Genomic DNA, 12,358 nt, shown 5'->3' with positions numbered 1-12,358 from the left:
TGAAATTTATGTTCTATTTATAACAATGGATTAACTGAGGGATTTTATCATGATTTCTGCGAGCACCCTGGACTCAGAACTCATTAATAAAATCGCACAGGATTTTGCGCAAGCAACCAGCCTGGCAGTTGTGGTTGTCAATATTCACGGTGATGAAATTTCTGAACTCTTTAACTTTACACCGTTTTGTCAGTTGATGCGTCAGCATCCGCAACACAGTACCCGGTGTCGGATGAGCGACCGCTGTGGTGGACTGGAAGCGTCAAAATCGGATCAACCCTGTATTTATCGCTGTCATGCCGGGTTAACCGATTTCTCTATTCCTCTTGTGATCGCAGGCCATCTTGTTGGGTTCGTCTTGTGCGGTCAGGTGCGCTTGCGTAACGATGACGGTGTCGATCTGGTTGATATCCTTAACGTTGATGATCGCTGGCAGGCCGATCCTCAACTGCTCAGCGAATTCAGCAATGTCCCGGAGATGGACTATTCTCGCGTCATGGCTTCTGCGGATCTGCTCAAACTCATTGTTGAAAACTGCCTCAAAAAACAACTGAATTTTGTGGTGATCAAAGACAGTACACAACCTGCGGAACCGGCACGCCCGGCCCGTGCCGCCAGCCCGCATGACAGCAAAATGAAAAAGGCGTTGCGTTATATTGATGCACATCTGTCTGACGATCTTCGTCTTGAAGATGTGGCCTCGCACGTTTACCTGAGCCCTTACTACTTCAGTAAACTGTTCAAAAAATATCAGGGCATTGGTTTTAACGCGTGGGTCAATCAGCAGCGCATGGCCAGTGCCAGAGAGCTGCTTTGCCACAGTGACTGGAGCATTGCCAGTATTGCCCGCAATTTAGGTTTTTCGCAAACCAGCTATTTTTGCAAAGTGTTCCGTCAGACATATCAGATTACGCCACAGGCCTACCGGCAAAAAATTAATGAAAACTTGCCTGCTGAATCGGCATAAATAGCAATATTTTGCTATTGCCGATTTTTGTTATTCCCGTGCAGGACGGCCATTTATAATGGTTAAATGTTTTTAGTACAGCAATAAATTGTCATAGCGCAATAAAATATCGCTCTTTACGCAATAAACTTCACCAGTTTTTATTTATGTGATGAGATACAGTGTCATTGTTGAGTTGTTTCATTATTCTTTGACATGACATTTCATTAAGAATCGTCTTATTGCGGCATTCTTTGTGATGAAAGAAATGCGCAGTGAATAACTATTGATGTGATGAGCAGAAATTAATCTGCACATCGTTAAAGCCGACAGGTTTGACACATTTGTGTCAGGGAAGGGGGTGAAAATCCCCCGCAGCCCCCGCTGCTGTGATGCTGACAACCCCGTAAAGACCACTGATCGCAAGATTGGGAAGGACGGGCGAGGAAGACGCTAAGCCAGAAGACCTACCTGTCGGATACTACCAACAACTTCGGTGGGAAGTGGGTTGCTCAGACACGTACAGTCGGAAGACTGGGTGTCAGTACATCCCTACCACCCTGAACAGGATCAGGGTCATGGCGGCAAAGCAGTACGCGTTTGTTCTGGCAGGAACCGGTAGTGGCTGTGGTAAAACCACGGTGACGCTGGGCTTGCTGAACGTGTTGAAACAACGTGGCTTACGCGTCCAGCCCTGCAAAGTCGGCCCTGACTATCTCGATACCGCCTGGCACACGGCCATTAGCGGCACGGCTTCCCGTAATCTCGACAGTTTCATGCTCTCCGAACCGATTCTTAATGCGCTTTTCTGCGAACAGATGCAGCAGGCAGATATTGCGGTGATCGAGGGGGTGATGGGACTGTATGACGGTTACGGCACTGACCCCAACTATTGCAGCACCGCCGCAATGGCAAAGCAGTTGGGCTGTCCGGTTATTCTGTTGGTGGACGGAAAAGCCGTGTCGACTTCCATTGCCGCCACGGTGATGGGCTTCCGGCATTTTGACCCGACGCTGAACATTGCCGGTGTTATCGCGAATCGCGTCAATAGCGAGTCTCACTTCCAGTTGCTGAAAACGGCCATCGAGCGCTATTGCGCCATTCCTGTGCTGGGTTATGTCCCGCGTGTTGATGGCGTTGCACTGCCTGAACGGCATCTTGGGCTGGTTACCGCGCGTGAGTCAGTGGTCAGTCAGCAGCCATGGCAGGATTTCGCCGCCACGCTTGAGCGCACGCTGGATATCGATCGGTTGCTGGCGTTAAGCCACCTTCAGACACTGCCGCAAGGCGAATGGCCAGAAAGTCTTGCACCCAACGCCGGTGAAGGGCTTACGCTGGCGATGGCCGATGACGAAGCCTTTAATTTTTACTATCCCGATAACGTCGCGCTGCTGACGCGTGCCGGCGTCAGAATTATCCGCTTCAGCCCACTTCATGACAGCCAGTTACCCGAATGCCAGATGGTCTGGCTGGGCGGCGGTTATCCCGAACTGCACGCAGCGGCGCTGGCGGCGAATACGACAATGCTGGCAAGCCTGCGCGAGGCGCACCAGCGCGGTGTTGCCATTTACGCCGAATGCGGCGGGTTAATGTACCTCGGCAGTTTGCTGGAAGATGTCGACGGGGTCGAGCATCACATGGCCGATATTATTCCTGGTCGCAGCAAAATGGGTAAACGACTGACCCGCTTTGGTTACTGCGAAGCGCAGGCCCTTCAGCCCACGCTGCTGGCCGCCGAAGGTGATGTGCTGCGCGGTCATGAATTTCATTATTCTGATTTCTTTCCTGAAACGCCCGCCGTGCTGGCCTGTCGCAAAGTCCGTGACGGGCAGACATTGCAGGCGTGGTCCGGCGGCTGGCAAAACGGCAACACTTTTGCCAGCTATCTGCACGTTCACTTTGCTCAACGTCCATCAATGCTTAATCACTGGCTCAATGCCGCGCGGGAGTCGTTATGACGCTGCTGGCATGGTGTGTGGCCTGGATTCTCGATGTGCTGCTTGGCGATCCGCAAAACTGGCCGCATCCGGTTCGCTGGATTGGCAATCTGATCAATGCCGTGCAGCGGATTATTCGCCGCTACTGTCATAGCGACCGGGCGCTGCGTATCGGCGGTGGGGTGATGTGGCTGGTGGTTGTGGGGCTGACGTGGGCAGTTGCCTGGGGCGTTTTGCTGCTGGCGTGGATGATTCACCCGTGGCTGGGTTGGGTCGTCGAAGTCTGGATGATCTTCACTGTGCTGGCCGGGCGTTGCCTGGCGAATGCGGCGCAGGACGTTGAACGTCCGCTGCGCGCAGAGAATCTTGCGCAAAGCCGGGAAAAACTCTCGTGGATTGTGGGTCGCGACACGTCGCAACTTAAGCCGGCGCAGATTAACCGGGCGGTCGTGGAAACCGTCGCGGAGAATACGGTTGATGGCATTATCGCGCCGCTGTTTTTCCTCTTCATTGGCGGGGCGCCGCTGGCGATGGCTTACAAAGCGGTCAATACCCTGGATTCCATGGTGGGCTACAAGCACGAAAAATACCGGGCGATTGGTATGGTCAGTGCGCGACTCGATGACGTCGCGAACTTCATTCCTGCACGTCTGAGCTGGCTGTTGTTGAGCGCCGCCGCCGTTCTTTGCCGTCTCGATGGCTCGCGCGCACTGCGTGTGGGCTGGCGGGATCGTTATAACCACAGCAGCCCCAACTGCGCCTGGGCAGAAGCCTCCGTTGCCGGGGCGCTGGGCATTCGGTTAGGTGGTCCGAACGATTACTTTGGCGAGCGCGTAGATAAACCGTGGATCGGTGACGCGCAGCGCGACATTTCCGTAGACGATATTTCCCAAACGATTCGACTGATGTGGGTTGCCTCAACGCTGGCTCTGGCGCTGTTCCTTGTGACGCGCTGGCTGGTGGTGGGTGTGGCCTGAGGATAAATGACTATGCAATACATCCAGCAACCCCAGACGATTGAAGCCAAAAGTTTCGACATCATTGGCGAGATAATTTCTGAAACGCGCCCGGAGTATCGGTTTGCCAGCCCGCTGCATGAAGCGATCATCAAACGGGTGATTCATACCACCGCTGACTTTGACTGGCTGGATATTCTGTGGTTTTCGGACGATGCGCTGGAGCAACTCTGCGCAGCACTAAGTCGCCCATCGGTTATCTATACCGACACCACGATGGCGCTTTCGGGAATCAATAAAACCCTGCTGGCGAAGTCGGGCGCGCAGTGCCGCTGCTATATCAGCGATCCACGCGTCGTGGCGCAGGCGAAGGCGCAGGAGATCACGCGCTCTATGGCGGCAGTGGACATTGCCGTAACCGAAGAGAGCGAGAAAGTGTTTGTCTTTGGCAACGCGCCTACCGCGCTGTTTCGCCTGCTGGAACATGATGTGGCGGTGAGTGGCGTCGTCGGCGTGCCGGTAGGGTTCGTCGGAGCGGCGGAATCTAAAGAGGCGCTGACGCACAGCTCGTTGCCCGCCATTGCCGCTCTCGGACGCAAAGGCGGCAGCAACGTCGCAGCAGCGATTATTAACGCCATGCTCTATCACATGCAGGGGGCGCGATGAGCGATCAGACTTTCGACGCGCCCGTCTGGCATAACGGCAAAGCGCTGCGCAAAGGTTACACCACTGGATCGTGCGCCACGGCGGCGGCAAAAGTCGCCGCGCTGATGGTTCTGCGCCAGCATCTGATCCATCAGGTTTCGATTGTCACACCCTCCGGCGTCACGCTTTGCCTGAACGTGGAATCTCCACACATTGAAGGACAGCAGGCCATTGCTGCGATTCGCAAGGACGGTGGCGATGATGTTGATGCCACCCACGGGATGTTGATTTTCGCCCGCGTCACGCTGAACGACAGTGGGGAAATCACACTGCAGGGCGGTGAAGGCGTCGGCACCGTCACGCGTAAGGGGATTGGTCTGCCTGTCGGTAGCGCAGCGATTAATCGCACGCCGCGACAGACCATTGAGTCCGCCGTACGTGAGGCGATTGGTCCGGCGCGCGGGGCGGAGATCGAGATTTTTGCCCCTGAAGGCGAAACGCGGGCGCAAAAAACCTACAACTCGCGCCTCGGTATTCTCGGTGGGATTTCCATTATCGGCACCACCGGCATTGTGACGCCGATGTCTGAAGAGAGCTGGAAGCGGTCGCTATCGCTGGAGCTGGAAATTAAGCGTGCCGCCGGGCTGGAGCGGGTGGTTCTGGTGCCGGGTAACCACGGTGAACGTTTCGTTCGCGAGCAGATGGGCATCGACAGCAACGTGGTGGTCACCATGAGCAACTTTGTCGGTTACATGATTGAAGAGGCAGTGCGGCTGGGATTTCGTCAAATTGTGTTAGTCGGCCACCCAGGCAAGCTCATCAAAATTGCCGCCGGGATCTTCCATACCCACAGCCATATTGCTGATGCGCGGATGGAAACACTGGTGGCGCATCTGGCGCTGCTTGGCGCACCGATGGAATTGCTGACGCTGGTGAGTGATTGCGATACCACCGAAGCGGCAATGGAACATATCGAGGCTTACGGCTTCCAGCATATCTACAACCACCTTGCCGGGCGTATCTGCCAGCGCGTGATGCAGATGCTGCGTTTTACCAAAAATCCGCCGACCTGCGACGCGATCATGTTTTCTTTTGATAACGAGGTGTTGGGTAGCAACAGGCCGATCGAAGCGATCGCTCAGGAGATGCAATGCTGACGGTGGTCGGAATGGGGCCTGCCGGTCTGCACCTGATGACGCCGGCGGCGCGCGCGGCGGTTGAAGAGGCCGATGTGCTGGTCGGCGGTAAGCGCCATTTGCAGCAGTTCCCGGACTTTCGCGGCGAGCAGTTTGCGCTCGGCGCCAACATTCCCGAACTGCTGGCATGGATTGAGACACATCAGGACAGAAAGGTGGTGATCCTGGCTTCCGGCGATCCGCTGTTTTACGGCATCGGTACGCGGATGGTGGCGCATTTTGGCATTACCCAGGTCCGCATCATTCCAGGTATCAGCGCGGTGCAGTATCTGTGCGCGCAGTCGGGAATCGACATGAATGACATGTGGCTCACCAGTAGTCACGGGCGTCGAGTCTGCTTCGACACGCTGGCGCAGCAGCGCAAAGTGGCGATGGTCACCGACGGTCAGTGCGGGCCGCGTGAAATTGCCGCGCAGCTGGTTGCACGGGGAAAGGGGGATTGCTGGATGGTGATTGGCGAAAACCTGGCGATGGAAAACGAACGGATCCACTGGCTGCGCGTCAGCGAGGTCCATGCCGAATATGAGATGAATGCAGTGGTGATCCTTGATGAAAGATGAGCTTTTCCTGCGTGGTGAGAAGGTGCCGATGACCAAAGAAGCGGTACGTGCGCTCGCTCTCGCAAAACTTGAACTGCACCGGGCCAGCCACCTGATTGATATCGGGGCCGGAACCGGCAGTGTGTCCATCGAAGCTGCGCTGCAGTTTCCGTCGCTGCATATCACGGCTATCGAGCGCAATCCGGCGGCGCTGCGTTTGCTGGACGAAAATCGTCAGCATTTTGCCTGCGCGAATATCGATATTTTGCCTGGGGAAGCGCCGATGATGATGACCGAGAAAGCCGATGCTGTCTTTATGGGCGGCAGCGGCGGTCATCTGACGGAGCTCATCGACTGGTCGATGCGCCAGTTACACGTTGGTGGACGTCTGGTGATGACCTTCATCCTACAGGAAAACCTCAACACCGCGCTGGCCCATCTGCAACAGCTCGGGGTAGAGGAGGTGGACTGCCTGCAAATGCAGATTTCGTCGCTGACCACGCTGGGCGTGGGTCACTATTTCAAACCGAACAATCCCGTTTTTGTCATCGCCTGTCAGAAGGAAGAACGCCATGTCTGAGACATTTGATCCCCGTTGTGTGTGGTTTGTTGGCGCAGGTCCGGGTGACCGGGAGTTGATTACCCTCAAGGGTTACCGGTTGCTGCAACAGGCGCAGGTGGTGATTTACGCCGGATCGCTGATTAATACCGAGTTGCTGGAGTATTGCCCGGAGGACGCAGAGTGCCACGACAGTGCAGAACTGCATCTTGAACAGATCCTCGAACTGATGGAAACCGGCGTGAAGGCCGGGAAAACGGTGGTGCGCCTGCAAACCGGCGACGTGTCGCTGTACGGTTCGGTGCGCGAACAGGGCGAAGAGCTCACCAAACGCGGCATCCCCTGGCAGGTAGTGCCGGGCGTCAGCGCTTTCCTCGGCGCGGCAGCGGAACTGGGTGTCGAATATACCGTACCGGAAGTTTCGCAGAGCCTGATTATCACCCGACTCGAAGGCCGCACGCCGGTGCCGGAGCGTGAACAACTGGAATCCTTCGCCAGCCACCAGACCTCAATGGCGATTTATCTCTCCGTCCAGCGCATTAATCGGGTGGCTGAACGCTTGATTGAGGGCGGTTATCCGGCAACCACGCCGGTCGCGGTCATCTACAAAGCGACCTGGCCGGAAAGTCAGACCGTACGCGGTACGCTGGCAGATATCGCCGATAAAGTGCGCGATGCCGGGATACGCAAAACGGCGCTCATTCTGGTCGGAAATTTCCTCGGGGATGAGTATCACTACTCCAGACTCTATGCAGCGGACTTTAGCCATGAATACCGTAAAGCCTGAATCAATCGCGCTGTTTTGCCTGACGCCCGGTGGGGTCACATTGGCGAAACGACTGGCCGCGATGTTGCCGCTGACCTGTTTTACCAGTGAAAAACTGCTGGAAGAGGGATTTTTACCCTTCGACGGCGGGTTTGCTCAGGCCGCACGTGACGCGTTTTCTACGTATTCCGCGTTGATTTTTATCGGTGCGACAGGCATTGCCGTGCGCGTACTGGCTCCGCTGGTCAACGACAAGTTCAGCGATCCGGCGGTGGTGGTGATCGACGAGCGCGGCCAGCATGTGATCAGCCTGCTTTCCGGTCACGCGGGAGGCGCGAACGCGCTGACCCGTTATCTCGCCGGCATGCTGGGCGCCGATCCGGTGATTACCACGGCGACCGACGTTAATGAGATGGCGGCGCTGGACACTCTTGCATTTCAACTCAATGCCCGGATGACTGACTTCCGTGCCGCGGTGAAAATCGTCAATCAGATGCTGGTGAGCAACCAGCGCGTGGGGCTGTGGTGGGATGAAGAACTGGATGAAGACGTCCGCCACTGCGATCGCCGGGGGTTTATCACCGTGTCCTCTCTCCAGCAACTGCCTGAACTGGATGCGCTGGTGTGCGTTACGTTGCGTAATGAACTGCCGACTATCCCGGTTCAACACTGGAAACTGGTGCCACAGCGGGTGGTCGCTGGCATTGGCTGCCGTCGCGATACGCCGTTCCCGCTGTTGGCAGCGCTGCTGGCCCGTCAGCTTGAAGCGCAGCGCTTCGATCCGCTGGCGCTGAAAGCCATCGGCAGCGTGTCGCTCAAGAAAGACGAAGAGGGGCTGATTCAGTTGGCCTCCTGCTGGCGCGTGCCGTTTGAAACCTTTACCGCTGACGCGCTGCGTGAGCATGAACATCACTTTCCGTCCTCACCGTTTGTGCGTCAAACGGTTGGTGTCGGAAGCGTCTCGGGTCCGGCAGCGTGGCTGCTGAGTCATGGGCAACTGACAGGCGAGACCCTGCGCGAGCAGGGCGTCACTATCACTTTGGGAGTTTCACACTGATGTTAACCGTAATCGGAATCGGACCCGGCTCACAGGCCATGATGACCATGGAAGCCGTTGAGGCCCTACAGGCGGCAGAAATTATTGTGGGTTACAAAACCTACACCCATCTCGTCAAAGCGTTTACCGGTGACAAGCAGGTGATCAAGACCGGGATGTGCAAAGAGATCGAGCGCTGCCATGCGGCGATTGAACTGGCGCAGGCCGGGCACAATGTGGCGCTGATCAGTAGCGGTGACGCCGGTATTTACGGTATGGCGGGACTGGTGCTGGAACTGGTCAGCAAACAGAAATTGGACGTTGAAGTCCGTTTGATCCCAGGGATGACCGCCAGTATTGCCGCGGCTTCGCTGCTCGGCGCACCGCTGATGCATGACTTTTGCCACATCAGTTTGAGTGACCTCCTGACGCCCTGGCCGGTGATTGAAAAACGCATTATCGCCGCCGGGGAAGCCGACTTTGTGATCTGCTTCTACAACCCGCGCAGCCGGGGTCGTGAAGGTCATCTGGCGCGTGCATTTGAACTGCTTTCCGCCAGCAAGAGCGGGCAGACACCGGTGGGGGTGGTGAAATCCGCCGGGCGTAAGAAGCAGGAAAAATGGCTAACCACCCTGGGTGAGATGGATTTCGAACCGGTGGACATGACCAGTCTGGTGATTGTCGGCAACAAAGCGACCTATGTGCAGGACGGCCTGATGATCACGCCACGAGGCTACGTGCTGTGAATTTTGGTGAGGTTCTGGTCATGGGCGGCACCAGCGATGCCCGCGCGCTGTGCCAGCAACTGGATGCCGCCAACGTGGCGTACACCCTGTCGGTGGCGACGCCAACCGGAAAACAGCTGGCGGGTGATATTAAGGGCGAGGTGCGCTGTGGGCGCCTGGAGCAGGATGAAATGGTGAACTGGCTGAAGGAAAACGGCACGCGCTGGGTGATTGATGCCTCGCATCCCTATGCCGAAGTGGTAAGCCGCAACATCCTGCGCGCCTGCGAACGGGCTGGCGTGCTACTGAGCCGCTATCAGCGTCCGGAACAGCTTGATGACCTGACGCATCCGCTGCTTTTCGCCGTGCAGAACATTGATGATGCCTGTCAGTTAGCCCGGCGCTTCGGCGATCGCGTGTTATTGACCACCGGAAGCAAAGATCTGGCGCTGTGGCGCGCGGGGTTACCGGAAAAAACGCTGCTTGCCCGCGTGCTGCCTGTACCCGAAGTCATTCAGCAGTGCGTCGATCTTGGCTTTGGCGTCGGCGAGATATTCGCCCTGTGCGGGCCGTTCAGCGCCGAATTTAACGCCGTCTTTTATCGTCAGTGTCGGGCTGATGTCGTGATAACCAAAGCTTCCGGTGCGGAAGGCGGCTATCAGGAAAAGGTCCAGCCCTGTCTGGATGCAGGCATTCCCTGCATCGTGATTACCCGCCCGGCACCGCTGGTGACGGGAGATGAGTTACTGGAAAGTCAGGCCGCCTTTGCTCAGCGTTTAACGCGCTGGCTGGTCGCCGCTAAAGGAGTCCAAAAATGAAAAAAGCGCTTCTGGTGATTAGCTTCGGCACCAGCTATCACGAGACTTGTGAGAAAAACATTGTGGCCTGTGAGCGCGATCTGGCCGCCAGTTGTCCCGACCGTACCCTGTTTCGCGCCTTTACCTCCGGGATGATTATCCGCAAGCTCAAGCAGCGTGACGGGATCGACATCGATACCCCGCTTCAGGCGTTACAAAAGCTCGCGGAGCAGGGATATCAGGATGTGGCGATTCAGTCACTGCACATTATTAACGGCGACGAATACGAAAAAATTGTCCGTGAAGTGCAGAGCATGCGCCCGCTGTTCGCTCGTCTGACGCTCGGCGTGCCACTGTTGAGCAGCCACGACGATTACGCGCAGTTGATGCGGGCATTACAACAGCAGATGCCCGCGCTGGGTGAGCAAGAAAAAGTGGTGTTCATGGGCCACGGCGCCAGCCACCACGCGTTTGCCGCTTATGCCTGTCTCGACCATATGATGACGGCGCAACGCTTTCCGGCGCGTGTCGGTGCGGTGGAGAGCTATCCGGAAGTCGATATTCTGATTGAGAGCCTGAGCAAAGAGGGGGTCAAAGCCGTCCATCTTATGCCGCTAATGCTTGTCGCCGGCGATCATGCGATTAACGATATGGCTTCTGATGAAGAGGACTCCTGGAAAACTCGGTTTAATGCTGCGGGCATACCCGCCACGCCGTGGTTGAGTGGTCTTGGTGAAAACCCGGCGGTACGGGCGATGTTCGTCGCGCATCTGCAACAGGCATTGAACGTGGCGATGGAGGAAGCGGCATGAGCGGCAAACTGTATGCCCTGAGCACCGGTCCGGGAGCGGCCGATCTGATCACTGTGCGCGCCTCCCGCATTCTCGGTTCGCTGGATATCCTCTATGCGCCGGCGGGGCGAAAGGGCGGCGACAGCCTGGCGCTTTCCATCGTGCGGGAATATATCGGCGCGAACACAGAAATTCGCTGCTGCCATTTCCCGATGAGCGCAGACAGCGCGGAAAAAGAGGCGGTCTGGGATGAAGTGGCCGCGGCGCTGGTCAAGGAAGTTGAGGCGGGTAAACAAGTGGGATTTATCACCCTCGGCGATGCCATGCTGTTCAGCACCTGGGTCTTTTTGCTACAGCGCATCGGGTGCGCTGACTGGCTGGAGATCGTGCCTGGCGTGACATCGTTTGCCGCCATTGCCGCCCGATCCAAAACGCCGCTGGCGATGGAACAACAGTCGCTGGCGGTGATCTCCTGTACCGCGCCGGAAGCGGAAATTGCCCACGCGCTTCGCCAACACGACAGTCTGGTGCTGATGAAGGTCTATGGTCGCTTTGCGCGTATTAAAGCGCTGCTGGAGCAGGCCGGATTACTGAACTGCGCACTGATGATGGCCGAAGCGACGCTCCCTGGAGAGCAATGCTGGCGGCATCTCAACGAGGTCAGCGACGATCGGCCGTTGCCTTATTTCTCGACCATCCTGGTTAACAAACAGTGGGAGTATGCAGAATGAAACTCGAACAACAGCTGAAACAGCTGTCATTCAGTGGTCTGGCTGCGGCGCTATTACTGATGATTGTGCCGGAGCAGGCGTTCGCCATGCACATCATGGAAGGGTTTTTACCGCCGATGTGGGCGCTGGCGTGGTGGCTGCTGTTTTTACCGTGCCTGTGGTACGGACTGGTGCGTTTACGCCATATCGTCATGGAGGATAGCCACCAGAAGGTCCTGTTGGCGCTGTGCGGGGCATTTATTTTTGTGCTGTCGGCACTGAAGATCCCGTCGGTTACCGGTAGCTGCTCACATCCGACAGGCGTCGGGCTGGCAGTGATCCTGTTTGGACCGGGCGTGGTGGCGGTTCTCGGCGCTATTGTACTGTTGTTCCAGGCGCTGCTGCTGGCGCACGGCGGGTTAACCACACTCGGCGCGAACGGCATGTCGATGGCAGTCATTGGCCCGGTTGTCGGCTATATGGTGTGGAAGATGGCCTGCCGTGCGGGGCTCCGTCGTGATGTCGGCGTTTTCCTCTGCGCCATGCTGGCGGATCTGGTGACCTACTTTGTCACGTCGGTGCAGCTAGGTGTGGCCTTCCCGGATCCCGAAGCGGGTGCGACGGGGTCTGTCGTCAAGTTTATGGGGATTTTCTGCCTGACGCAGATCCCGATTGCTATCGCCGAAGGCTTGCTGACCGTGATGATCTACGACCAGCTGACGAAACGGCAACTGATTACCGCGCAAGGACATTAA

At 56.8% G+C, this 12,358-nt stretch carries 14 protein-coding genes and 1 riboswitch; all 14 genes read left to right on the top strand.

Translation table 11 applies throughout. The features are described 5' to 3' along the window. Positions 1 to 49: 49 nt before the first annotated feature. The 14 genes from pocR (at position 50) to cbiM (ending at position 12,358) form a co-directional block, all read left to right on the top strand. Complete coding sequence (gene pocR / locus QNN88_RS02825; protein WP_414238873.1) at positions 50 to 967, top strand: transcriptional regulator PocR; 918 nt, start codon at positions 50 to 52, stop codon at positions 965 to 967. A 293-nt stretch (positions 968 to 1,260) separates the two neighbouring features. Beyond that, positions 1,261 to 1,436: riboswitch (cobalamin riboswitch) on the top strand. 88 nt (positions 1,437 to 1,524) lie between these two features. After that, entirely contained in the window at positions 1,525 to 2,904 is a 1,380-nt protein-coding gene (locus QNN88_RS02820; RefSeq protein WP_414238872.1) for a cobyrinate a,c-diamide synthase, read from the top strand. After that, entirely contained in the window at positions 2,901 to 3,860 is a 960-nt protein-coding gene (cbiB, locus tag QNN88_RS02815) for an adenosylcobinamide-phosphate synthase CbiB (protein WP_414238871.1), read from the top strand. The genes QNN88_RS02820 and cbiB overlap by 4 nt, the downstream gene beginning before the upstream one ends. 12 nt (positions 3,861 to 3,872) lie before the next feature. Further along, positions 3,873 to 4,505, top strand: coding sequence for a cobalt-precorrin-8 methylmutase (locus QNN88_RS02810; protein WP_414238870.1), 633 nt, complete (start codon positions 3,873 to 3,875; stop codon positions 4,503 to 4,505). Beyond that, positions 4,502 to 5,641: a cobalt-precorrin-5B (C(1))-methyltransferase CbiD gene (gene cbiD, locus QNN88_RS02805; RefSeq protein ID WP_414238869.1), complete on the top strand. Its 1,140-nt coding sequence runs from the start codon at positions 4,502 to 4,504 to the stop codon at positions 5,639 to 5,641. Before QNN88_RS02810 ends, cbiD begins: the two co-directional genes overlap by 4 nt. Then, positions 5,635 to 6,240: a cobalt-precorrin-7 (C(5))-methyltransferase gene (locus QNN88_RS02800; protein WP_414238868.1), complete on the top strand. Its 606-nt coding sequence runs from the start codon at positions 5,635 to 5,637 to the stop codon at positions 6,238 to 6,240. The genes cbiD and QNN88_RS02800 overlap by 7 nt, the downstream gene beginning before the upstream one ends. Beyond that, positions 6,230 to 6,799, top strand: coding sequence for a decarboxylating cobalt-precorrin-6B (C(15))-methyltransferase (locus QNN88_RS02795; protein ID WP_414238867.1), 570 nt, complete (start codon positions 6,230 to 6,232; stop codon positions 6,797 to 6,799). Before QNN88_RS02800 ends, QNN88_RS02795 begins: the two co-directional genes overlap by 11 nt. After that, the gene (locus QNN88_RS02790; RefSeq protein ID WP_414238866.1) at positions 6,792 to 7,565 is read left to right on the top strand and encodes a cobalt-precorrin-4 methyltransferase; all 774 of its coding nucleotides are present in this window, start codon (positions 6,792 to 6,794) and stop codon (positions 7,563 to 7,565) included. The genes QNN88_RS02795 and QNN88_RS02790 overlap by 8 nt, the downstream gene beginning before the upstream one ends. Further along, a complete protein-coding gene (cbiG, locus tag QNN88_RS02785) occupies positions 7,546 to 8,601 on the top strand; it encodes a cobalt-precorrin 5A hydrolase (RefSeq protein WP_414238865.1) in 1,056 nt (351 codons plus the stop codon). Before QNN88_RS02790 ends, cbiG begins: the two co-directional genes overlap by 20 nt. Beyond that, entirely contained in the window at positions 8,601 to 9,326 is a 726-nt protein-coding gene (locus QNN88_RS02780; RefSeq protein ID WP_042318211.1) for a precorrin-3B C(17)-methyltransferase, read from the top strand. Before cbiG ends, QNN88_RS02780 begins: the two co-directional genes overlap by 1 nt. After that, positions 9,323 to 10,123, top strand: a complete 801-nt coding sequence (locus tag QNN88_RS02775; RefSeq protein WP_414238864.1) for a cobalt-precorrin-6A reductase — start codon at positions 9,323 to 9,325, stop codon at positions 10,121 to 10,123. Before QNN88_RS02780 ends, QNN88_RS02775 begins: the two co-directional genes overlap by 4 nt. Beyond that, positions 10,120 to 10,914 carry a sirohydrochlorin cobaltochelatase gene (cbiK, locus tag QNN88_RS02770; protein WP_414238863.1) on the top strand — a complete coding sequence of 265 codons (795 nt, stop codon included), beginning with the start codon at positions 10,120 to 10,122 and terminating at the stop codon, positions 10,912 to 10,914. The genes QNN88_RS02775 and cbiK overlap by 4 nt, the downstream gene beginning before the upstream one ends. Next, complete coding sequence (locus QNN88_RS02765; RefSeq protein ID WP_414238862.1) at positions 10,911 to 11,624, top strand: cobalt-factor II C(20)-methyltransferase; 714 nt, start codon at positions 10,911 to 10,913, stop codon at positions 11,622 to 11,624. The genes cbiK and QNN88_RS02765 overlap by 4 nt, the downstream gene beginning before the upstream one ends. Continuing rightward, positions 11,621 to 12,358: a cobalt ECF transporter S component CbiM gene (gene cbiM, locus QNN88_RS02760; RefSeq protein WP_414238861.1), complete on the top strand. Its 738-nt coding sequence runs from the start codon at positions 11,621 to 11,623 to the stop codon at positions 12,356 to 12,358. Before QNN88_RS02765 ends, cbiM begins: the two co-directional genes overlap by 4 nt.

The sequence above is a fragment of the Citrobacter sp. ANG330 genome (genome assembly GCF_047467925.1).
Lineage (GTDB): Bacteria > Pseudomonadota > Gammaproteobacteria > Enterobacterales > Enterobacteriaceae > Citrobacter_A > Citrobacter_A amalonaticus_G.
This window is presented reverse-complemented; position numbering and strand designations above follow the sequence as displayed.